This window comes from Pseudomonas sp. R1-7, assembly GCF_051132105.1.
In the GTDB taxonomy this organism is placed as follows: domain Bacteria; phylum Pseudomonadota; class Gammaproteobacteria; order Pseudomonadales; family Pseudomonadaceae; genus Aquipseudomonas.
In genome coordinates this window covers 3758560-3779554 of record NZ_CP071661.1, presented here as the reverse complement: position 1 = coordinate 3779554, position 20995 = coordinate 3758560, and the positions used below count along the sequence as shown (strand labels likewise).

The window sequence follows — 20995 nt, the reverse complement described above, 5'->3', positions numbered from 1 at the left end:
CGACTGGCGGTGGATGGTGGGCGTTGCTGGTAGAATCGCCCACCTTGACTTACGAGAGGTATGCCCATGAGCGAGCCGATTCGCCTGACCCAGTACAGCCACGGTGCCGGTTGCGGCTGCAAGATTTCGCCCCAGGTGCTGGAAGTGATCCTGGCCGGCAGCGGTGCGCAGAATCTTGACCCCAAGCTGTGGGTAGGCAACGCCTCCCGGGACGATGCAGCGGTGTACGCCATCGACGAGGAGCGCGGAGTGGTCTCGACCACCGACTTCTTCATGCCGATCGTCGACGATCCGTTTGACTTCGGACGCATCGCCGCCACCAACGCCATCAGTGACATCTACGCCATGGGCGGCGACCCGCTGATGGCGATTGCGATCCTCGGCTGGCCGGTCAACGTACTGGCCCCGGAAATCGCCCGGGAAGTGATTCGCGGTGGCCGCTCGGTGTGTGACGAGGCGGGTATTCCCCTGGCGGGCGGGCATTCGATCGATGCGCCAGAGCCGATTTTTGGCCTGGCGGTCACCGGCCTCGTGCACAAGCGCCACATGAAACGCAACGACACCGCCGTCGCGGGTTGCCGCTTGTACCTGACCAAACCCCTCGGCATCGGCATCCTCACGACTGCGGAAAAGAAAGGTAAATTGCGCGCCGCCGACGTCGGCCTGGCCAGGGATTGGATGTGCACGCTCAATAAGCCGGGTAGCCGTTTCGGCAAGCTCGACGGGGTGACCGCAATGACCGATGTCACCGGTTTCGGTTTGCTCGGACACTTGGTGGAAATGGCCGATGGCAGCCAGCTCACCGCACGCATCCGCTACGACGCAGTACCGCGCTTGCCGGGCGTCGAGTACTACCTCGACCAAGGCTGCGTGCCGGGCGGCACGCTGCGCAACTATGACAGTTACGCCAGCAAGGTCGGTCGCGTCCAGGAACTTCACAAACGCGTGCTGTGCGACCCGCAGACCAGCGGCGGCCTGCTGATTGCCGTCACGCCGGAAGGCGAAGAGGAGTTCCTGCGGGTCGCTGTCGAGCTGGGCCTCGCGCTGGAGCCGATTGGCGAACTGGTCGAGCGACAAAGCCACGCGGTCGAGGTGTCTTGATGCCCCACGACATTACCGATTACCGCGACATTTTCCTCAATGATCGTCCAATGATGGACACCCGCGCGCCCATCGAATTTCACAAGGGCGCGTTTCCCGGCGTGGTCAACCTACCCTTGATGACCGACATCGAACGGCAGCGCGTCGGCACCTGCTACAAACAGCAGGGGCAGCAAGCCGCCATCGTCCTGGGGCATCAGTTGGTTTCGGGCGACACCAAGGCCCAACGCATCGAGGCCTGGGCCGACTTCGCCCGCTCCCATCCCGACGGGGTGCTTTATTGCTTCCGTGGCGGCCTGCGTTCGCAAATTGTCCAGCAATGGCTCAAGGACGAAGCCGGCATCGACTATCCCCGGGTCGGCGGTGGCTACAAGGCCATGCGGACCTTCCTGCTCGATACTGTCGAGCAGGCGGCCATCCAGTGTGATCTGGTTTTGTTGGGCGGCATGACCGGCACGGGCAAGACCGAAGTGCTCGCGCAACTGCCCAATGCCCTTGACCTGGAAGGCTATGCCAACCATCGCGGTTCAAGCTTCGGCAAGCGCGCCACCGGGCAGCCTTCCAACATCGATTTCGAAAACCTGCTGGCGGTGGATGTGCTGAAGAAGCGCGCTGCCGGCATCGAGCACTTCGTGCTGGAAGACGAAAGTCGGATGGTGGGCAGCTGTGCCGTCCCGCTGCCGTTGTACCAACGCATGCAGCAGGTGCCGATGGTCTGGCTGGAAGACAGCCTGGAGGGGCGAGTCGAGCGAATCCTGCGCGATTATGTGATCAACCTCTGCGCCGAATTCATCGACGTGCATGGCGACGAAGGCTTCTCGCTGTTTTCCGAACGCCTGCTGTCGAGCCTCGACAACATTCACAGGCGCCTGGGTGGCGACCGTCATCGGCGATTGATGGACATCATGGAAGCGGCCCTGGCCGAGCAAGCCAATACCGGAGCCGTCGATTTGCATCGCGACTGGATTGAAGGCTTGCTGCGCGAATATTACGACCCGATGTACGTATTCCAGCGAGAAAAAAAGGGCGGGCGCATCGAGTTCGCCGGGGAGCACGACGCGGTGTTGGCATATCTGCGTGAACGAGCCGCTCGGCGGGAGTGATGGTTGATCCCACAGGGTGTTTCGTTGCAACTTACGTCGGACACGTCTCCTGCCCGTTATCCAGCCCTTGCTTGTAGCTCTGGCTGGTGAGGCTGGCCTTGCCGTTGTGCCAGGTCAGGGTCAGTACGTACAGCGAATCGAAATCGCTCGACGCCCAGTCGTCGGTAATCGTATGCCGCTTGCCCAGCGCTTCACCTGCAACGTCGTTGATCAGGTCCGGCAGGTAGCCATGGGACCAGGCAGTGTAGATAGTGGAGTTGTGGTATTTGTCGTCCATCAGTTCGTCGGCCAGGTCATGGGTGTCGTTGGCTGAATATTTGATGTTCACCGGCAAGCCCAGCTTGATGGCGCTGGGACTGATGGTCATCAACGGGCGGATATAGCTGTAGGAGTTGTCCAGCTCACCTTCCTCTACATTTCGGGTAGGGTTGGCGGCAAATACGTAGTCGGCCTTGCCGAATTTTTCCGGCAATAGGGTGGCCAGGTCGATGGCGCGGTTGAGGCCCTGGCAGTTGAGCTGGCCGAGGCCTCCGGCGGGTTTCTCGGCGTGACGCAGAAACACCAGCGTCTGGACCCCGTCGACTGGCTGGGCCCGGCTGACGCTCGACTCCAGAGACAACACCAATCCACAGATCACTAGCAGCGTCGGCAGTATCAGCCACGACCGGCGTTCGAAGTAACGGGTGAAACTCTGTGGGCTCTTCATCAGTAGACGTCTTCGGTTCTTTCGATTCAGGCTGACAAACCCCGGCACCGCGAAGCCCCTGTGGGCTCGGGTGTTTTCCTTGTCGTAACGCCGCTTCGATTCCTCGGGGCAGTCCTCTGAGTCCGTTTCCGCCCGTTGGTTCGATCCTGGCCTTATTGGGCATCCCTCCAAGGAATGAAGCGAATATTAGCGATGGGATATTGCGGATTTAAGAAGGCGCGGTGGCCCAAAGCTGGATCAGCTGATTTATGCTTCTGCTTTATGGCTGATACATGGAATCCAGCTCATGCCCAACCTGACCTCATTCCCCATTACCCAAAAATGGCCCGCCCAGTACCCGGAGTGGATCCAGCTCTATTCCTTGCCAACCCCCAACGGCGTGAAGGTCTCGATCATGCTCGAAGAGATCGGCCTGCCGTACGAGCCTCACAAGGTCGATTTCGGCAGCAACGATCAGCTATCGCCCGAGTTTCTGTCGCTCAATCCCAACAACAAGATTCCGGCGATTCTCGATCCTCATGGTCCTGGGGATCAGCCGCTGGCGTTGTTCGAGTCGGGGGCGATCCTGATCTACCTGGCGGACAAGAGCGGTCAATTGCTCGCCCAGGAATCGGCGGCGCGCTACGAGACGATCCAGTGGCTGATGTTCCAGATGGGTGGGATCGGGCCGATGTTCGGACAGTTGGGGTTCTTCAACAAATTTGCCGGCAAGGATTACGAGGACAAGCGACCGCGCGACCGTTATGTCGAGGAAAGCAAGCGCCTGCTCAACGTGCTCGATGGCCGTCTGCATGGCCGAGACTGGATCATGGGCGAGCGCTACACCATCGCCGATATCGCGACGTTCCCATGGGTGCGCAACTTGCTCGGGTTCTACGAGGCGGGTGACCTGGTGGGCATCCAGAATTTTCCCAATGTGACACGGGTGTTGGAGCGTTTCCTGGCGCGGCCGGCGGTGGTTCGCGGCTTGAAGATTCCACAATGACGATGACGCGCCGAATCGATTTCAAGCAATTGGATGTGTTCAGCGAAGCGTCGCTCAAGGGTAATCCGCTGGCGGTAGTGCTGGGGGCCGATGGCTTCAGTGATGAGCGCATGGCGGCGTTTGCCAATTGGACCAACCTCAGCGAGACCACCTTTGTACTGGCGCCCCAGCACCCGGAAGCCGATTACCGGGTGCGTATCTTCACTACATCGACGGAACTGCCGTTCGCCGGGCACCCGACCCTGGGCAGTTGCCATGCATGGCTGGAAGCCGGGGGCGTGCCCAAGGGGCAGGAAATTGTGCAGGAATGTGGCGTCGGGCTGGTGAGGATTCGCCGCAGCGAATACGGACTGGCCTTCCTTGCGCCACCCTTGCTCAAGTCTGGCCCGCTGGAGTTTGAAGTACGGGAGCGAGTGCGCAAGGGGCTCGGTCTCGCGGCCGAGGCGATTGTCGAGGCGCAGTGGGTCGACAACGGCGCCGGTTGGTTGGCCTTGATGCTCAAGGACCGCCAGCAGGTCCTGACCCTGAAGCCTGATTATCAACAATTGCAAGATCTGGCCGTGGGCGTTGTTGCGCCTTGGAACCCAGCGGTAGACGGCGATGACGCGCAATTCGAAGTGCGCGGCTTTATCGCGGGCGATGGCATGCCTGAGGACCCTGCCACCGGCAGCCTGAACGCCGGGCTCGCCCAGTGGATGCTGAGCAAGCAGTTGGCGCCGTCCTCTTACGTGGTCAGCCAAGGGGGCACGATGGGGCGTGCCGGGCGGATTCATGTCGAGCAGATTGGCGATGAGGTCTGGATTGGCGGCGCAGTGGTGACTTGCATCAATGGCTCGCTGACCTTGTGAGTGGATTATTGCCCGGTCGGTAATACTCTGTTTTTCGACCGACGTTTGTGCCCTGGCCGGCCAGGGCATAAGCTTTTCCTCGTGATCCAAACCTGCCCCCGGAGTCCCATGTCCAGCCAGTTCCCCGAAGCACGTCCACGCCGTCTGCGCCGCAACGCGAGCTTGCGCAGCCTGTTCCAGGAAACCGAGTTCACCCTTAATGATCTGGTCCTGCCGATTTTCGTCGAGGAAGAAATCGACGATTTTGTGCCGATCAAGAGCATGCCGGGCGTGATGCGCATTCCCGAATCGAAACTGGCCGGCGAGATCGAGCGTTACGCCCGTGCGGGTATCAAGTCCGTAATGACCTTTGGCGTGTCTCATCATCTGGACAGCGATGGCAGCGACACGTGGAGCGAGCGTGGGCTGGTGTCGCGCATGGCCGGGATCTGCAAGGACGCCGTCCCGGAAATGGTGGTGATGTCCGATACCTGCTTCTGCGAATACACCGATCACGGCCATTGCGGCGTGATGCACGGCCATGAAGTGGATAACGACCGCACCCTGGTCAACCTGGGCAAGCAAGCCGTAGCGGCGGCGCGGGCCGGGGCCGATGTCATTGCGCCGTCGGCGGCCATGGACGGGCAAGTCCAGGCCATTCGCAAGGCCCTGGACAACGCAGGCTTCACCCAGACGGCCATCATGGCCTATTCCACCAAATTCGCCTCGGCGCTCTATGGCCCGTTCCGCGAAGCCGGCGGCAGCGCGTTGAAGGGCGACCGCAAGAGCTACCAGATGAATCCTATGAACCGTCGCGAAGCCTTGCGCGAGTCCTTGCTCGACGAGCAGGAAGGCGCCGATGCGCTGATGGTCAAGCCCGCCGGAGCCTACCTCGACATCATTCGCGACATTCGCCAGGCCTCGAACCTGCCTTTGTCGGCTTACCAGGTCAGCGGCGAATACGCGATGATCAAGTTCGCCGCCCAGGCCGGCGCAATCGACGAAGCCCGCGTGGTGCGTGAAAGCCTCGGTGCGATCAAGCGAGCCGGGGCGGATTTGATCTTCACCTACTTTGCGATGGACCTGGCGTTGAATGGGATCTGACCGGGCACGGTCCGTTGCTGGTACGGGCAAGCTCGCTGCGACATTGGATTTTTGCCGGCTTTTGATCGTATGGTTGCTCCCGAACAATGGATTTGATGGAGCACCATGCAACTCAATCATTTGACGATCAGCCTGGTCGCCTTGCTGGCCCTGGCCGGTTGCGGCACTCGCCAGGCGCAGGAACCTGAGCGCCAGCCTGGCGAAGTCAAGGCGCAGATCGTTCGGTTGATGCCGGCCAAGACTGCTGATCGGGCAGGCTGGGCAACGGACATCTACGTGGCCTTTTCCGCACAGCAGATTCCAACGACGACGCAGAACATCTGTTCGGTGCTGGCGGTGACCGAACAGGAGTCGACTTTCCAGGCCGATCCCGCCGTGCCGGGACTGGGCAAGATCGCCCGGCAGGAGATCGACCGTCGCGCGGCCAAGGTACACATTCCCGGATTCCTCGTCAGCGGTGCGCTCCAGGTACGATCGCCCAATGGCAAAAGCTACGGCGATCGCCTCGACGCGGCGCGAAGCGAGAAAGAACTCAGTGCTATCTTCGATGACTTCATCAGCATGGTGCCGCTGGGCAAGACGCTGTTCGACGGCTTCAATCCGGTGCACACGGGTGGCCCGATGCAGGTCAGCATCGCGTTCGCCCAAGCCAATGCGCGCAATTATCCCTACACGGTGGATGGTTCGATTCGGCGGGAAGTGTTCAGCCGTCGGGGCGGCATGTATTTCGGCATTGCCCATTTGTTGGGCTATCCGGTGAGCTACACCGAGCCGCTGTACCGGTTCGCCGACTTCAACGCCGGGTGGTACGCCAGTCGCAACGCGGCGTTCCAGCATGCGGTAAGTCGCGCTTCGGGCATTTCCCTGGCGCTGGATGGCGATTTGATCCTGCATGATTCGATCATGCCGGGCAGCACGGAACTGGCGGTGCGCACCTTGGGCAAGTCGCTGGGAATGCGCAATCCGACCATCCGCGATCAGCTGGAGTTGGGTGACAGCCTCGCGTTCGAAGACAGCAAGCTCTACAAGCGTGTGTTCGAACTGGCTGAGAAGGCCGAGGGCAAGCCGCTGCCTCGGGCGGTGCTACCTGGCATTGTGCTCAAGAGTCCGAAGATCACTCGAAAACTGACCACCGCATGGTTTGCCAAGCGCGTGGACGAACGTTATCAGCGGTGCATGGCGCGAGCTTCTGGTCGTTAGAACCCTTGGCCATGAAAAAGCCCGGCGGTTGAGGCCGGGCTTTTCCGGGTTGTGTTGAACATCGTTCGAGGCTCGATCAGGCATTACAGTCGAACCACTCATGCACGATTCTGAGTCAGACGATCGGAGCCACCTTCAGCGACGCGGCGTTCCAACAGACGATCGGAGCCACCTTCAGCGACGCGGCGTTCCAACAGACGATCGGAGCCACCTTCAGCGACGCGGCGTTCCAACAGACGATCGGAGCCACCTTCAGCGACGCGGCGCTCCAGCAGACGATCAGCACCGCCTTCAGCGACGCGGTTTTCGATCAGGCGGTCGGAACCACCTTCGGCAACGACGGGTTGGGAAGAGGCGGCGAATACGTTGGCTGCCAGTACCGAGAAAGCGAAGCTGAGAATGATTTGGCGTTTCATGATGGTGTGCTCCGGGGGGGTGTTTGTGTGGGGCCATTGTTGCGCCGGGCAGGGAGCATGAGAACTTCATTGACGTGATGGTGAACATCGACGGCGGTGATACCTCGTCGGGGGAGGGGCAGTCAGATTGATGGAACACTCATGGGACGGCGAGTTCTACCGGCAGAGTCCCTTTGCAGGAGGCAGATCCATGTATCAATTATTCGGCCACAGCCAGTCCGGTTCCGCAGCTGTCGAGGTCGCCCTGAACATATGCGGCGTGCCTTATCGTCGTGTGGATACCTATTCGACCGAGGACAACGACGCGGCGAAAGAACTCGAGGCGTTGAATCCGCAAAAACAGGTACCGACCCTGCTATTGCCAGACGGATCGGTCCTGACCGAGGCGGCGGCGATCCTGATTCACCTGGGGTTATCGTTCCCTGAATCGAAACTGCTGCCGGAGGACCCGGCCCAGCGCGCGCAGGGCATACGCGGCCTGGTCTATATCGCCGCCAATTGCTACACGCCCATCGGCATTATCGATTTTCCCCGGCGATGGCTGCCTGACGCGGATGAGGTCGCACGGGAACGATTGGTGGCTGGCACGAAACAGCGCCTGTATCGCAACTGGGCGCTGTTTGCCGACCAGTTTCCAGCCACGCCGTTCCTCGGCGGGGCCGAGCCCGGGGCGCTGGATATCCTGGCGGCGGTGATCACGAAATGGGTCGAAACCCGGGAAGCGATGCTCAGCGCCCGCCCGGAATTCTTTGCCTTGCTGGAGCGCATCGATCGTCACCCGCGAGTTGCGCCCGTGCTTTCACTGCATTGGCCCGATTGAATCAAGGGCAGGCGTTGCGTGATGCCGCTTGCCCGACAAGGTCGACGAATCGGCGGACGTTGTTCTGATGGCCCTTCACCAAGTCATCGATACTGCCCGTGGCTGGCGTTTGCAGGCTGCTGCGACAGGTGAGGACCTGGGCGTCGCTGCCCAGGGTGCGCAATCGCCACTGCACGTCCATGCGGGCATACCGACCGGGAATCGAGTCGAAGCGCTGCACCTCCACCCGCAGTAATCGCTTCGGCGCGCCGGGGTTGCTCAGTTGCTCGTCCAGGCTGCTGCGCAGTTCATCCGCCAGGCTTGAGCCCCACCATTCGGTTTCGAGGATGGCCAAGCCGCTGTCGCCCTGGCGAATCACCATCTGGGTGCGATCCACTTGCGGCGGAACGCTGAGCTGTTCGATCTGGATGTCGACACTCGTACGTGCCTGGCCGGCTGGTTGGGCCGGGCTCAGGGTGTGGTAGTGAATGGGGTCGCTGCGACAGGCGCCAAGCAGCAGCGCCAAGGCGATCAACGAAGACTTCAGCGTCAGCGGCATCAAGCGTGCTCCTGTCATCATTCTTTCCCCGGAAACGTCAGGTTCTGCGCCGGAGCGTCCTTCGGACGACCACGAAGCAGCGATTCAGGATGCCGGCCTAGGTAGTCTGACAGCTCGCGCAGCGATCGCGACATGCGGCCCAGGTCGTCCAGGGTCTGGGTCAGTTGTTCACGCTGGGGCGAATCTTCTGCCAACGTGGAATTCGCCGACTGCAAGGTCTTGCTCACTTCCTGCAAGGTGCCTTGCACGCCCGGCAGGGTCTTGCTGTTGAATTGCGACAGGCCTTTGCGTAGTTCCACGAGGTTGCCGTCCAGATTGCTGGCGATGCTTTCCAACGGCAGTTTGTTGATGCGTTCGACCACCGTTTGCAATTGTTCCTGCAACTGCTGCAGGCTACCCGGAATCGTCGGGACCCGCAGGGGGCGTGCTGCCGGATCGAAGGCGACCTTTTCCGCCTTGGGGTAGAAATCCAGGGAAATATACAGTTGCCCAGTCAGCAGGTTGCCGCTGCGCGCCTGGGCGCGCAGCCCTCGCTCGACGAAACTGCCGACCAGCCGGGCGGCAGCGGCTTCGTCTTCCGGATTGTGATTCAGTGTCTTGAGCAGCTTTTCATGAGCCTTGCCCAGCAATTGAGGGTAGATCACGATGCCGACATTAACGGGAAACGAGCGCTGCTTCTCGTCGAAGTCCAGATTCATGGAGACCACCCGGCCGATCTCGATGCCGAGGAATTCCACCGGGGCACCGACGCGCAAGCCGCGCAAAGCCTGGTCGAAGCGTAAAGCCAGGTATTGCGCCTTGCCGCTGGGCGGGGCGAGGGCGCTCTGTTGATCGGCGAACAGTTCGAAATTCTTGTTTTCAGCGGCGGGCGTGTCGTTGGGGCTGTACTCCGGGGCCCTGAAGGCAATGCCGCCGACCAGCAGGGCAGAGAGAGATTCGGTCTTGACCGCGAAACCGTTGGCACCGACGTTCACGTCGACACCGCTGACGTTCCAGAAACGGGTGTTCTCGGTGACGTAGGCATCGTTCGGCGCATTGATGAACACTTCGATATTGACGCCCTTGCCATCGGCGTCCAATGCATAGGAAACCACCTGGCCCACCGGAATCTTGCGCAAGTACACCGGCGAGCCGATGTCCAGCGAACCGAGGTCCTGGGAGTGCAGGGTAAAGCGCTTGCCCGGTTCGCCGTAAGTGATGGGGGGCGGGGCCTCCAGGCCGGTGAACGACTTGGCGCGCACGGTCGAATGGCCGGCGTCGGCGCCGATGAAATCCCCGGACAGCAAGGTATCGATCCCGGAGATACCGCCCGCGCCGATGCGCGGCCGGACTACCCAGAACACCGAGTCTTCGTGGGTGAAGGTGTCCGCGGTCTTGGCGAGCTTGACGGTGGCAGTCACGTTTTTCTGGTCGGGGCTCAGTTGCACGTCGGTCACCTGGCCAATCACTACGTTTCGGTACTTGACCGGGGTCTTGTTCGCGGTCAGGCCCTCGCCTGTCTTGAAGGTGATGGTGATGGTCGGCCCTTCCTGCAGCCAGTTATGGACCACCAGGGACACACCGACCAGCACGGCGATGATCGGCACGATCCACACCAGCGACACCGACCAGCGACGACGGGTGACATGGGCCCGGCCCGGTGCCGGCTGTCCATCATTGACTTGTGACTTCATCCATGACCTCCTCGGATGGTTGGGTATCCCAGATTAGCCGTGGATCGAAACTCATGGCCGACAGCATGGTAAACAGCACCACGAGGCCGAAGAACAAGATTCCCGGTCGCGGTTCGATGTCGCTCAAGGCCTGGAATTTCACCAGCGCCGCCACCAGTGCGACGACCAGTACATCGAGCATCGACCAGTAGCCGATGACCTCGACCAACCGATACAGCTTTGCTCGCTGGACCTGGGCCCAGGTGCTGCGCCGCTGCACGGTCACCAGCAGCAGCGTCAGGACGACGAACTTGATCCCCGGCACGGCGATGCTGGCGATGAAGATGATCAGGGCGATGTCCCAGGCGCCACTGTGCCAGAACTCGACGACGCCGCTGATGATCGTGCTGTCCGCGCCATCGCCGAGCATCTGGGTATTCATGACCGGCAACAGGTTGGCCGGGATGTAGAACACCAGCGCCGCCAGCATATAGGCCCACGTACGGGTCAGGGCATCGGGCTTGCGCCGGTGCAGGGCGGCATCGCAGCGTGGGCAGGTCTCGGGCTCGTCGCTCATGTCGCAAGCCAGGCCGCAGCTGTGGCACAGGCACAGGTTCAGGTCACTGGCCTGGGGCGGGTTGCCCGGCGGTGGGCCGTTCACAGGGTGTCCCAAAGGTCGCGAACATCGCGGCCGGCAATACGAATCATCAACAGGCTCAAGGCCGCCAGGGCGAACAGGCCGATGCCGGGCAGTACATCAAGCAACCCGGCAAGCTTGATCACTGCGACCAACGCCCCCAGCAGGCATACCTCCAGCATGCTCCACGGTCGCAGGGTTTCCAGGCTGCGCATGCACAGGTTGAACGCCGGTGCCCGCCGATTGGAGTAGGCGTAGCTCAGCACCCAGAGCAAAAGGGCCAGTTGGAAGGCTGGGGCAATGATGATCGCGACTGCGGCGACCAGGGCAATGAAGGTGATAGGCCCTTGGCTAAGGGCAACGACGGAATCCCACAAGGTCGCGCTGTTGCTGAGGCCCTGGAGGCGGATGCTCATCACCGGATAGACGTTGGCGAAGGCCCACAGCACGGCTGCGGTAATGGTCAGGGCCAGGCGCTGTTCGATGGTCAGGCCGTTGTAGCGCTGGATCACGGCATGACATTGCACGCACGAAGCCTTTTGATGCGGGACGAGCTCAACCGGCTCGTACACCGCATCGCAATGTTCACAAATGATCAGTCGTTCGGTAACGGCCATGGTGATGCTCGGAGGGGCAACTCCTTCAATATAGAAGTGAGTCGCAAATGAGCAACCCGCCGGAGCGATCATTCGCCGCGAATGTATTGCTCCAGTTGTCTGATCAGGTCCGCTTGCTCGGCGATGGCCTCTTTTACCAGGTCGCCGATGGACAACAGGCCGACGAGCTTGCCGTCCTCCACCACGGGTAAATGCCGCAGGTGTTTTTCGGTCATGATGCTCAGGCAGGTCTCGACGTTCTGGTGTGGATCGATGGTAATCACAGGGGAAACCATGATATCGCTCACTTTCGTGCCCACCGAAGAGCGCCCGTGCAAGACCATTTTGCGCGCATAGTCACGCTCGCTGATGATGCCCAGCACTTCGTCGTTCTTGACCACGAGCAAGGCACCGACGTTTTTCTCGGCCATGCGCATCAGGGCCTGCAAAACCATGTCGTCCGGTGAAATGGTGTGCACTTGCTGGTTCTTCTCGTCTTTTATCCGGAGCAACTGCGCGACGGTTTTCATGGGAGGCCTCGGGTGTCGTTTTTTTTGCGGGTGGTTAAAGAATCGTAGACCCAACGGCGAAGGGCAAGCGATAAAGCGGCAGTCAGTCGTCCAAAAGCGTCATGGTGGAGAAATAAATCGCGATGGGATGAGCTCCCTCGCCACGGGTAGAATGCGTGACATCCAAGTTTCGAGGTTTCAGCGGTGGATCTACAGCAGGGCTTCGTCCTCACCCGGCATTGGCGCGACACCCCGGCGGGCACCGAAGTCGAGTTCTGGCTGGCGACCGATGCCGGTCCGCGGCGCGTGCGTCTGCCGGTGCAGCCTTCGGTGGCGTTCGTGCCGCAGGTCCAGCGTGGCCAGGCCGAAGCGCTGTTGCAGGGCGAAAAAGAGGTCGACTTGCGCCCCCTGGACCTGCTGGATTTCGAGCATCGCCCGGTGCTGGGCCTGTATTGCCGACAACATGCCCAGTTGATGCGCCTGGACACTACGCTGCGGCGCGCCGGCGTGGAGGTGTTCGAAGCCGACATCCGGCCACCGGAGCGCTACCTGATGGAGCGCTTCATCACCGCCCCGGTCTGGTTCGGCGGCACGCCAACGGCCGATGGCTTGCTGCTCGACGCCCAGATGAAACCGGCTCCCCAATATCGGCCACCGCTGCGGCTGGTGTCCCTGGACATCGAAACCACTGCCCAAGGCGAGTTGTATTCCATCGCCTTGGAAGGCTGTGGCGAACGTCAGGTCTACATGCTCGGGCCCCCGAATGGCGATGATAGCAAGGTGGATTTCCAGCTCGAGTATTGCGAGTCCCGAACGCTGCTGTTGAAGAAACTCAACGAGTGGTTCGCCCGCTTCGATCCCGACGCAATTATCGGCTGGAACCTGGTGCAGTTCGATTTGCGCGTGCTGCACGAACATGCCCGCCGGCTGGCCGTACCGCTGCGGCTGGGGCGTGGCGGTGAGGAGATGCAATGGCGCGAACATGGCGCTCGCAATAATCATTTCTTCGCCTCGGCGGCCGGCCGATTGATCATCGACGGAATCGAGTCCTTGCGTTCTGCGACCTGGAGCTTCCCGTCGTTCAGCCTGGAAAACGTCGCGCAAACCCTGCTGGGCGAAGGCAAGTCCATCGACAACCCGTACCAACGCATGGACGAGATCAATCGCATGTTTGCCGAGGACAAGCCGGCCCTGGCGCGCTACAACCTCAAGGACTGCGAGTTGGTCACGCGGATCTTCGCCAAGACCGATCTGCTGGAGTTTTTGCTGGAGCGCGCCAGCGTCACGGGCCTGCCGGCGGATCGCAGCGGTGGCTCGGTGGCGGCCTTCACGCACCTGTACATGCCGCTGATGCACCGCCAGGGCTTTGTTGCGCCCAACCTCGGCCAGCGTCCGCCCGAGGCCAGCCCTGGCGGGTTTGTCATGGATTCCCAACCGGGGCTCTACGAATCGGTGCTGGTGCTCGACTACAAGAGCCTGTACCCATCGATCATTCGCACCTTCCTGATTGACCCGGTGGGCTTGATCGAGGGGCTTCGCCATCCAGATGACCATGAATCGGTCCCAGGCTTTCGCGGGGCGCGGTTCTCCCGTACCCGACATTGCCTGCCGTCCATCGTCGCGCGCGTCGCTGAAGGCCGGGAGACCGCCAAGCGTGAACACAATGCACCGCTGTCCCAGGCGCTGAAGATCATCATGAATGCCTTTTATGGCGTGCTCGGCTCCAGTGGCTGTCGCTTCTTCGACCCGCGCCTCGCGTCGTCCATCACCCTGCGCGGTCACCAGATCATGCAACGCACCCGACAGTTGATCGAAGCCCGGGGGCATGTGGTGATCTACGGCGATACCGATTCAACCTTCGTCTGGTTGCGCCGCCCCCACGGCCAGGAAGAGGCCGCGGTGATCGGCCGCGAACTGGTGGCTTACGTCAACCAGTGGTGGCGCGAGCAGGTACGTGATGAGTTTGGCCTGGAGAGCGCGTTGGAGCTGCAGTTCGAAACCCATTTCAAGCGATTCCTGATGCCGACCATCCGCGGTGCGGAGGAGGGCAGCAAGAAGCGCTACGCCGGGCTGGTGACCCGTGCCGACGGCAGCGATGAAATCATCTACAAGGGCCTTGAGACCGTGCGCACCGACTGGTCGCCCCTAGCCCGCCAGTTCCAGCAGGAGCTGTACGGACGGATCTTCCATCGACAGCCCTATCAGGATTACGTGCGCGACTACGTGCGGCAGACGCTGGCCGGTGCGTTCGATGAACGCCTGGTCTACCGCAAGCGCCTGCGCCGGCCCCTGGACGATTACGAACGCAACGTGCCGCCCCACGTACGGGCGGCGCGGCTCGCCGACGAGTTCAATGAACGCCAGGGGCGGCCCCGGCAGTATCAGAACGGTGGCTGGATCAGCTACGTGATCACCGTCGCCGGTCCCGAGCCGCTGGAAACTCGCAGTGCGCCGATTGATTACGACCATTACGTGACCAAGCAACTACAGCCGGTGGCGGATGCGATCCTGCCGTTTGTCGACGATGATTTCTCGACATTGATTGGCGGGCAGATGGGGCTGTTCTAGTGCCTGTTATCGCTACCAGGCAAGAACCTGTGGCGTCCAACCCTCATAGGGAAACTAAACCATCGCCAACCGCTGCTTCCCCTCAGGCTGCGGAAACACCAGGTCCAGCGCCGCCAGGTCCTGGGACTCAAGTTGCAGATTCGCCGCCTCGGCATTCAGGCGCACATGTTCAGGCTGCGTGGCCTTTGGAATGGCGATGACGTTGTCCTGGCGCACCAGCCAGGCCAGGGCAATCTGTGCCGGTGTTGCACTGTGGCGCTCGGCGATCTGTTGCACGGTGTGATCCCTGAGCAGATGCCCACCCTGGCCGACCGGGCAGTAGGCCATGATCGGCATGTGCTGCTGCTGGCTCCAGGGCAGCAGGTCGAATTCGATACCGCGTTCTTGCAGGTTGTACAACACCTGGTTGGTGGCGCAGGCCGGCGATGCCAGCTCCTCCATATCGTCGACGTCAAAGTTCGACACGCCCCAGCGCCCGATCTTGCCTTCTTCGCGCAGGCGCTCGAACGCTTCGACGGTTTCTTCCAAAGGGTACTGGCCGCGCCAGTGCAGCAGGTAGAGGTCGATGTAATCGGTGTCGAGCCGCCGCAGGCTGCGTTCGCAGGCCAACGGGATGCCTTTGCGGCTGGCGTTGTGGGGGTAGACCTTGCTCACCAGGAACACCTGGTCGCGCAGCCCGGTGATCGCTTCGCCAACGACTTTTTCGGCGCCGCCCTCGGCGTACATTTCGGCGGTGTCGATCAGGGTCATGCCCAGCTCGATACCCAGGCGCAGGGCAGCCACTTCCTTTTTGTGGTGGGACGGTTCTTCACCCAGGCGCCAAGTGCCCTGACCGATTACCGGAACGGATACGCCGGCCAATTCCAGAGTTTTCATTCACGTCTCCTGTCGTGCTGATCGAGAAAGCTGTGGCAGCAGGATAGACCAGACGTTCAGGTTTGATCGTTCCCGCGCAAAAGGCGGGAACGATCAGTTGCAGGAGATTATTCGGCCGAAAACTTCAGCACCATGGTCTGGGTGTAGGTCTGGCCCGGATCAAGTCGCGTGGTCGGGAAATCCGGCTGGTTGGGCGAGTCGGGGAAATGCTGGGTCTCCAGGGTGAATGCGCCCCAGTGCGGGTACACCTTGCCTTGCTTGCCCTTGATCGTCCCGTCTAGGAAGTTGCTGGTGTAGAACTGCACGCCCGGCTCGGTGGTGTACAGCTGCAGGCGCCGTCCCGACTGCGGATCCTGGACATCGGCGGCGAGTTTGCCCACGTCACCCTTGGCGTCGAGGACCCAGTTGAAATCGAAGCCGCCCTGTTTCGGTTCAGCGAATTTCAGCTGCGGATGATCCGCCTTGATATGTGTGCCGATGGCGGTGGGCTTGGTGAAATCCATGGGTGTGCCGGCGACTGGCGCCAGTTCGCCGGTGGGAATCAGCTTGGCGGTCACCGGTGTGTAGCGGGACGCGTGCAGGATCGCGACTTGCTTGAGGATATCGCCGTTGCCTGCGCCCGCCAGGTTGAAATAGCTGTGGTTGGTCAGGTTCAGCACAGTCGGTTTGTCGGTGGTGGCCTTGTAGTCGATGCGCAGTTCGTTTTTGTCGTTGAGGCTGTAGGTGACGTCAGTCTTCAGGTTGCCCGGGAAACCCATTTCGCCATCTTTGGACAGGTAGGTCAGGGTCACGCCGACCGAGTCCTTGTCGTTGCTCGCCTCGGCTTTCCAGACGCGCTTGTCGAACCCTTGCGGCCCGCCGTGCAGCGAATTGTCCTTGTCGTTCTGTGGCACCTGATACCGCTTGCCGTCCAGCTCGAACGCGCCGCCGGCCAAGCGATTGCCGAAGCGGCCGATGGTCGCGCCGAAATACACGTTGCCGTTCTTCTGGTAGCCCTGGACGTCGTCGAAGCCGAGCACGATGTCGGTGGTCATGCCATTTTTGTCCGGCACGATCAGCGACTGCAGGATGCCGCCGTAGGTGATCACCGTCGCCTCGATTCCGTGGCTGTTGCGCAGTATGTATTTTTCAACGGCCGTGCCGTCGTCAGTCTTGCCGAAGGCGACGCGTTCATTGGTCAGGCCGGCGGCCTGGGAGGAGGTGGCAATCATCAGAGAAACTCCGAGGGCCGTGAGCAGATGTCTGGATTCAAGCATGGGTGTGACCTTCCTTCCTGTTGTTTTGTTGTTGTTTTAACGCGGGTCGAGTCCGTTACTTGGTCGGACAGCGATGAAGGTTTTTCTGTTAAGTAGTCTTGCTATTTGCAGGTTGAGAAGGGATTTATAGTCAAAAATTGGGATTTATCAATTAAAAAGTAAGACTAATTGATCGAGGCGAACCTTAGCCAGGCGTGAGCTTTTGCGCCAGGGCACTGCACTTTTAGGCTTTTTTCCGCTCTATCCATGGCCAGGAAGCGGCGAGCCCCACCGCTTCCCCCTGTCCAGACGAGATTCGATGGCCGGTGTTTTACTTTCCATGATGGTGTCGCCACGTCGCTGCGGCTTGCTGTTGGCGGGCCTGTTGCTGTTGCTTAGCGGCGGTTGCAGCCACCAGCAAGGCCAGGACATGGTCACGCAGTTCAGCAATGCCAGGCCCCAGGAATTCTTGCAGACCAGCGTCGACCGCATGGCTACGCTCTCGATGCACGACAATTTGCAGAGCCTGTATCTGCTGATGCACAAGCTTTACCTGCGCAACCCGGAAGAGTTGCGCAAATCGGGCTTCCTGGATGCGCGCATCGCCGTCAAGCAAGTGCGCCAAGCCATCGAGCAACAGCAGCCGTTGCCGACCCTGGGCAACAGAAAAGACCTGGCGGCCCTGAGCTATGCCATGAGTCCGGAATTTCTCGGTGACCGTGTCGGTGCGTTCATCTACGCCATCGGCAGCATGTTGGTCACGGCCCACGGCAATCGCCTCGAGTTCTACATGACCGACACCATCGATCCGCGCTTCGTCAGTAACGCCGCACGCAATATCGAAAAGGCAACCTGGCTGCTTGGCCAACGGCAGAACAAGGACGGCACGCCGGTGCTGTTTTCCAACGAAATTTCGGAGGAGGGCAGCAACCTGAGCTTTGCCGTCGAGTTCGGAAAAATTGTTGCGAGGCTGGACCTGCTGACCCAGATGCTCGATGAGCGCTACCGGCGAATCGGGCTGAACTACGCGCAAAGCCTGCTTTTCTTGAATTTCCTGCCGGTTCAGTAACGACAGAATGGAATAAATATAGATCACATCGATATAGGTGGTTATAAGAAAAATCGCTATGCTCGCGGCGAGATTTTTCATGCGGTCGCGCTGAGACGGGTTTGATGGAATTCGGTAATGTCGGTTTAGTCGTAGCGGGCCTGGTGGTCGGCTTCATCGTCGGGATGACTGGCGTCGGTGGCGGATCGCTGATGACCCCCATTCTGTTGTGGTTCGGCATCAACCCGGCGACAGCGGTGGGTACGGACCTGCTGTACGCGGCCATTACCAAGTCCGGGGGCGTACTGGTACATGCCAAAAACCGCAATATCGACTGGGCCATCACCGGTTGGCTGACCTTGGGCAGCGTGCCGGCGGTCGGGCTGACCCTGTGGTTTCTCAGCAGCTTGCACAGTTCTCCCGACGCGATGAACGCAGTCATCAAGCAAGCCCTGGGCTTTGTGCTGTTCGCCACCGCCCTGGCGATCCTGTTCAAAAAGCGCCTGTTGCAATTCGCCCACGACCGCGCCGGCGGCCACTACAACCCCAGCGGCTCGCGGCTCAACGCACTCACTGTAGTCACCGGGCTGGTGCTGGGCACGATGGTCGCCTTGACGTCCATCGGTGCCGGGGCGCTGGGCACTGTCGCGCTGTTCATCCTCTATCCGTTTTTGGTCACCAAGCGCCTGGTGGGCACTGAAATCGCCCATGCCGTACCGCTGACCCTGGTGGCCGGCCTGGGCCACGCAAGCATGGGCAACATGGATTGGAACATCCTCGGCTTCTTGCTGATCGGTTCATTGCCGGGCATCTACCTGGGCAGCCACCTGTCGGGGCGTATTTCCGATGAGCTCCTGCGCCCTTGCCTGGCGGTGATGCTGGCGATGATCGGCTTCAAACTGGCGTTCTGATTTGCTCGGAGTCATGCGCCGCTAGCCATAGTCATACCTGTAGACCAGGTACTGATGAGGCCTCGATCCATGAATAGCCCAGCCAGAGATCTACTGCAACGCCTGCGCCGCCGTCGCGCCGAACCTCGCACCGACATTGCCGATATCCTGCGTCATCACGCCGAACCGTTGCCTGCCGAGGACAGCCCGGCCTTTGGCGAGATGTTCGATCGCTTCGCCGATGCCAAGGTGGTGCTGATCGGCGAAGCCAGCCACGGCACCCATGATTTCTACCGCACCCGCGCCGCCATTACCCGGCATCTGATCAAGCATCATGGCTTCGGGATTGTCGCCGTCGAAGCCGACTGGCCCGATGCCGGTCAAGTCGACCGCTGCGTGCGCAGCCTCGGACCCTCGGCCTGGAAACAGCAGGCTTTCGCTCGGTTTCCAAGCTGGATGTGGCGCAATACGGATGTCCAGTCCTTCGTCCGCTGGCTGCGCGACTACAACCTCGGGCAGCCGGACGCTCGGCGCGTGGAGTTTCGTGGGCTGGACGTTTACAGCCTGCGGCATTCCATCGACGAGGTGCTCAACTACCTCGACAAGGCACATCCGCACCTGGCCCGTGATGCCCGGCATCGTTATGGCTGCCTGACGCCGTGGCACGACGACCCGGCGCTCTACGGCCATTTTACCGAGCGCGGCAACCTGGCGACCTGCGAGGACGCGGTGGTCGAGCAACTCAACACGTTGCTCGCCGAACGCCTCGATCCATTGATCGAAGATGACGAAGGCTTTTTCAGCGCCATCCAGAACGCCCGGGTGGTGCGCGCTGCCGAGCAGTACTACCGAGCCATGTATCGCGGCGGCAAGTCTTCCTGGAACCTGCGGGACCGGCATATGTTCGACACCTTGCAAAGCCTGTTGGAACACCGCGGGACTGATGCGAAAGCGATTGTCTGGGCGCATAACTCCCACATCGGCAATGCCGCGGCGACGCGCATGGGTTGGGAAGGCGAATTCAACATTGGCCAGTTGTGTCGCATGGCTTACGGCCGCGACGCGGTGCTGCTGGGCATGGGGACCGACCATGGCAGCGTGGCGGCGGCCGATGACTGGGACTCGCCGATGAAAATCAAGCAGGTGCAGCCGGCATTGGTGGGCAGTTGGGAGCGGGAATTTCTCCAGGCGGGTGTTCGCGCATCACTGACGGACTGGCGGACAAGTCCTGACGAGGCACTGTTGGACGCGTTGTCCGAGCCGCTGCTCGAACGCGCCATTGGCGTGATCTACCGCCCTGAAACCGAACGCCAGAGCCATTATTTCGAAGCGGTCCTGGCCGAGCAGTTCGACGCCTGGCTCTGGTTCGAACAGACCGAAGCGGTCTCGCCGTTGCCCACGCCTCACACCCTGGAGCATGAGGAGGATACCTTCCCGTTCGGCCTCTGAACTCGGTGTGACGCGGTTGCGCTATGGGGCCGGTGGCCTAAGCTTCAGGGCAGGCAGCTGCGGTATCGGGCGACTCTCGCGGAACAATTGCCGCCATGTGCAATCAGTACAGCGTAAATATCTAAAGGAGAGGCGCATGCTTATTCGGTCGTTGACCTTCGCTACCTTGCTGGCTTTCGTCGGCCCCTTGTTCGCCGCTGACGGCGACTCACCCCTGGTGGCGGAGGTGGGCAAGACCCGCCCCTTGATCATTATCGCGCCCAGCTCCGTCGATCCTGCATGGTCCAAGTTGAAAGCAGAGCTTGAAAAGCCAGAGGGCAAGCAGGGATTCTCCGAACGAAACATGATGCTCTACACCGTGTTCAACACCATCGGACAACGGGATGGCAAGGATCTTGACCCGCAGAGCACCATGGCGCTGATCCGTTCCCTCAAGCTGGGCGCCGGTGCGCTGCCCAAGATCATCCTGGTGGGCAAGGATGGGGAAAAGAAGCTTGAGCATTCCGGCGAGATCAAACTGAGCGAGCTGTTCGATACCGTCGACAAATTGCCTGCGGCTGAAAAGGAAGCTGCTGCCCCAACCCCGCCGCCAGCGCCGGAACCCGAGCCCGCCAAAGACGCCAAAGGTGCGAAGCCGGGCAAGGCAGCCAAGCCTGCTGCTGCGCCGAAGGCGTTGGAAGATTGACCTCCAATAACCATGAAGGAACCTGTGGCGAGGGGATTTATCCCCTCGCC

20 protein-coding genes and 1 pseudogene are annotated in these 20995 nt (G+C 61.0%); 12 read left to right on the top strand and 9 right to left on the bottom strand.

Translation table 11 applies throughout. The features are described from left to right. The first annotated feature begins 66 nt into the window (after window positions 1–66). Both selD and mnmH read left to right on the top strand, forming a co-directional pair. The gene (selD, locus tag J3P79_RS16815; RefSeq protein WP_434604357.1) at window positions 67–1101 is read left to right on the top strand and encodes a selenide, water dikinase SelD; all 1035 of its coding nucleotides are present in this window, start codon (window positions 67–69) and stop codon (window positions 1099–1101) included. Beyond that, a complete protein-coding gene (gene mnmH / locus J3P79_RS16810) occupies window positions 1101–2204 on the top strand; it encodes a tRNA 2-selenouridine(34) synthase MnmH (RefSeq protein WP_434604354.1) in 1104 nt (367 codons plus the stop codon). The genes selD and mnmH overlap by 1 nt, the downstream gene beginning before the upstream one ends. A 31-nt stretch (window positions 2205–2235) precedes the next feature. On the opposite strand, the gene J3P79_RS16805 is transcribed toward mnmH, so the two are convergent. Beyond that, window positions 2236–2910, bottom strand: a complete 675-nt coding sequence (locus tag J3P79_RS16805) for a histidine phosphatase family protein (protein ID WP_434604351.1) — start codon at window positions 2908–2910, stop codon at window positions 2236–2238. Window positions 2911–3196: 286 nt separating this feature from the next. On the opposite strand from J3P79_RS16805, the gene J3P79_RS16800 reads away from it, so the two are divergent. From J3P79_RS16800 to J3P79_RS16785, 4 genes are all read left to right on the top strand, one after another. Continuing rightward, window positions 3197–3895: a glutathione binding-like protein gene (locus tag J3P79_RS16800; RefSeq protein WP_434604349.1), complete on the top strand. Its 699-nt coding sequence runs from the start codon at window positions 3197–3199 to the stop codon at window positions 3893–3895. A gap of 2 nt (window positions 3896–3897) precedes the next feature. Then, window positions 3898–4743 (top strand): PhzF family phenazine biosynthesis protein, encoded by an 846-nt coding sequence (locus J3P79_RS16795; RefSeq protein ID WP_434611519.1) that lies wholly within the window; start codon window positions 3898–3900, stop codon window positions 4741–4743. Window positions 4744–4851: 108 nt separating this feature from the next. Beyond that, window positions 4852–5826, top strand: a complete 975-nt coding sequence (hemB, locus tag J3P79_RS16790) for a porphobilinogen synthase (protein WP_434604347.1) — start codon at window positions 4852–4854, stop codon at window positions 5824–5826. Window positions 5827–5931: 105 nt separating this feature from the next. Next, window positions 5932–7026, top strand: a complete 1095-nt coding sequence (locus J3P79_RS16785) for a DUF1615 domain-containing protein (protein WP_434604345.1) — start codon at window positions 5932–5934, stop codon at window positions 7024–7026. Between the two features lie 104 nt (window positions 7027–7130). On the opposite strand, the pseudogene J3P79_RS16780 reads toward J3P79_RS16785, so the two are convergent. Beyond that, a pseudogene (locus J3P79_RS16780) lies at window positions 7131–7442 on the bottom strand (phage infection protein); the annotation flags it as partial. A 190-nt stretch (window positions 7443–7632) separates the two neighbouring features. Here J3P79_RS16780 and J3P79_RS16775 point away from each other — a divergent pair. After that, window positions 7633–8262 (top strand): glutathione S-transferase family protein, encoded by a 630-nt coding sequence (locus J3P79_RS16775; RefSeq protein WP_434604343.1) that lies wholly within the window; start codon window positions 7633–7635, stop codon window positions 8260–8262. 1 nt (window position 8263) lies between these two features. On the opposite strand, the gene J3P79_RS16770 is transcribed toward J3P79_RS16775, so the two are convergent. From J3P79_RS16770 to J3P79_RS16750, 5 genes are all read right to left on the bottom strand, one after another. Next, a complete protein-coding gene (locus tag J3P79_RS16770) occupies window positions 8264–8800 on the bottom strand; it encodes a PqiC family protein (RefSeq protein ID WP_434604341.1) in 537 nt (178 codons plus the stop codon). Window positions 8801–8817: 17 nt separating this feature from the next. Continuing rightward, a complete protein-coding gene (locus J3P79_RS16765; protein WP_434604338.1) occupies window positions 8818–10473 on the bottom strand; it encodes an intermembrane transport protein PqiB in 1656 nt (551 codons plus the stop codon). Continuing rightward, window positions 10454–11113: a paraquat-inducible protein A gene (locus J3P79_RS16760; protein ID WP_434604336.1), complete on the bottom strand. Its 660-nt coding sequence runs from the start codon at window positions 11111–11113 to the stop codon at window positions 10454–10456. Before J3P79_RS16760 ends, J3P79_RS16765 begins: the two co-directional genes overlap by 20 nt. Then, the gene (locus J3P79_RS16755) at window positions 11110–11706 is read right to left on the bottom strand and encodes a paraquat-inducible protein A (protein WP_434604334.1); all 597 of its coding nucleotides are present in this window, start codon (window positions 11704–11706) and stop codon (window positions 11110–11112) included. The genes J3P79_RS16760 and J3P79_RS16755 overlap by 4 nt, the downstream gene beginning before the upstream one ends. A 68-nt stretch (window positions 11707–11774) precedes the next feature. Further along, complete coding sequence (locus J3P79_RS16750) at window positions 11775–12215, bottom strand: CBS domain-containing protein (RefSeq protein ID WP_030138503.1); 441 nt, start codon at window positions 12213–12215, stop codon at window positions 11775–11777. A 183-nt stretch (window positions 12216–12398) separates the two neighbouring features. Between J3P79_RS16750 and J3P79_RS16745 the strand changes: the two genes are divergently transcribed. Further along, window positions 12399–14762, top strand: a complete 2364-nt coding sequence (locus J3P79_RS16745) for a DNA polymerase II (RefSeq protein ID WP_434604332.1) — start codon at window positions 12399–12401, stop codon at window positions 14760–14762. A 54-nt stretch (window positions 14763–14816) separates the two neighbouring features. Here the strand turns inward: J3P79_RS16745 and J3P79_RS16740 are convergent, their stop codons facing one another. Together J3P79_RS16740 and J3P79_RS16735 are read right to left on the bottom strand one after the other, a co-directional pair. Next, window positions 14817–15638 carry an aldo/keto reductase gene (locus J3P79_RS16740; protein WP_434604330.1) on the bottom strand — a complete coding sequence of 274 codons (822 nt, stop codon included), beginning with the start codon at window positions 15636–15638 and terminating at the stop codon, window positions 14817–14819. A gap of 107 nt (window positions 15639–15745) precedes the next feature. Beyond that, window positions 15746–16894 carry an aldose epimerase family protein gene (locus J3P79_RS16735; protein WP_434604328.1) on the bottom strand — a complete coding sequence of 383 codons (1149 nt, stop codon included), beginning with the start codon at window positions 16892–16894 and terminating at the stop codon, window positions 15746–15748. 298 nt (window positions 16895–17192) lie between these two features. On the opposite strand from J3P79_RS16735, the gene J3P79_RS16730 reads away from it, so the two are divergent. The 4 genes from J3P79_RS16730 (at window position 17193) to J3P79_RS16715 (ending at window position 20945) form a co-directional block, all read left to right on the top strand. Beyond that, on the top strand, window positions 17193–17942 hold the full coding sequence (locus J3P79_RS16730) for a hypothetical protein (protein WP_434604326.1): 750 nt from the start codon (window positions 17193–17195) through the stop codon (window positions 17940–17942). Window positions 17943–18046: 104 nt separating this feature from the next. Continuing rightward, entirely contained in the window at window positions 18047–18832 is a 786-nt protein-coding gene (locus J3P79_RS16725) for a sulfite exporter TauE/SafE family protein (RefSeq protein WP_434604324.1), read from the top strand. 69 nt (window positions 18833–18901) lie between these two features. Continuing rightward, on the top strand, window positions 18902–20260 hold the full coding sequence (locus tag J3P79_RS16720) for an erythromycin esterase family protein (protein ID WP_434604322.1): 1359 nt from the start codon (window positions 18902–18904) through the stop codon (window positions 20258–20260). 136 nt (window positions 20261–20396) lie between these two features. Continuing rightward, complete coding sequence (locus tag J3P79_RS16715) at window positions 20397–20945, top strand: DUF4174 domain-containing protein (RefSeq protein ID WP_434604319.1); 549 nt, start codon at window positions 20397–20399, stop codon at window positions 20943–20945. The last annotated feature ends 50 nt before the right edge of the window (window positions 20946–20995 follow it).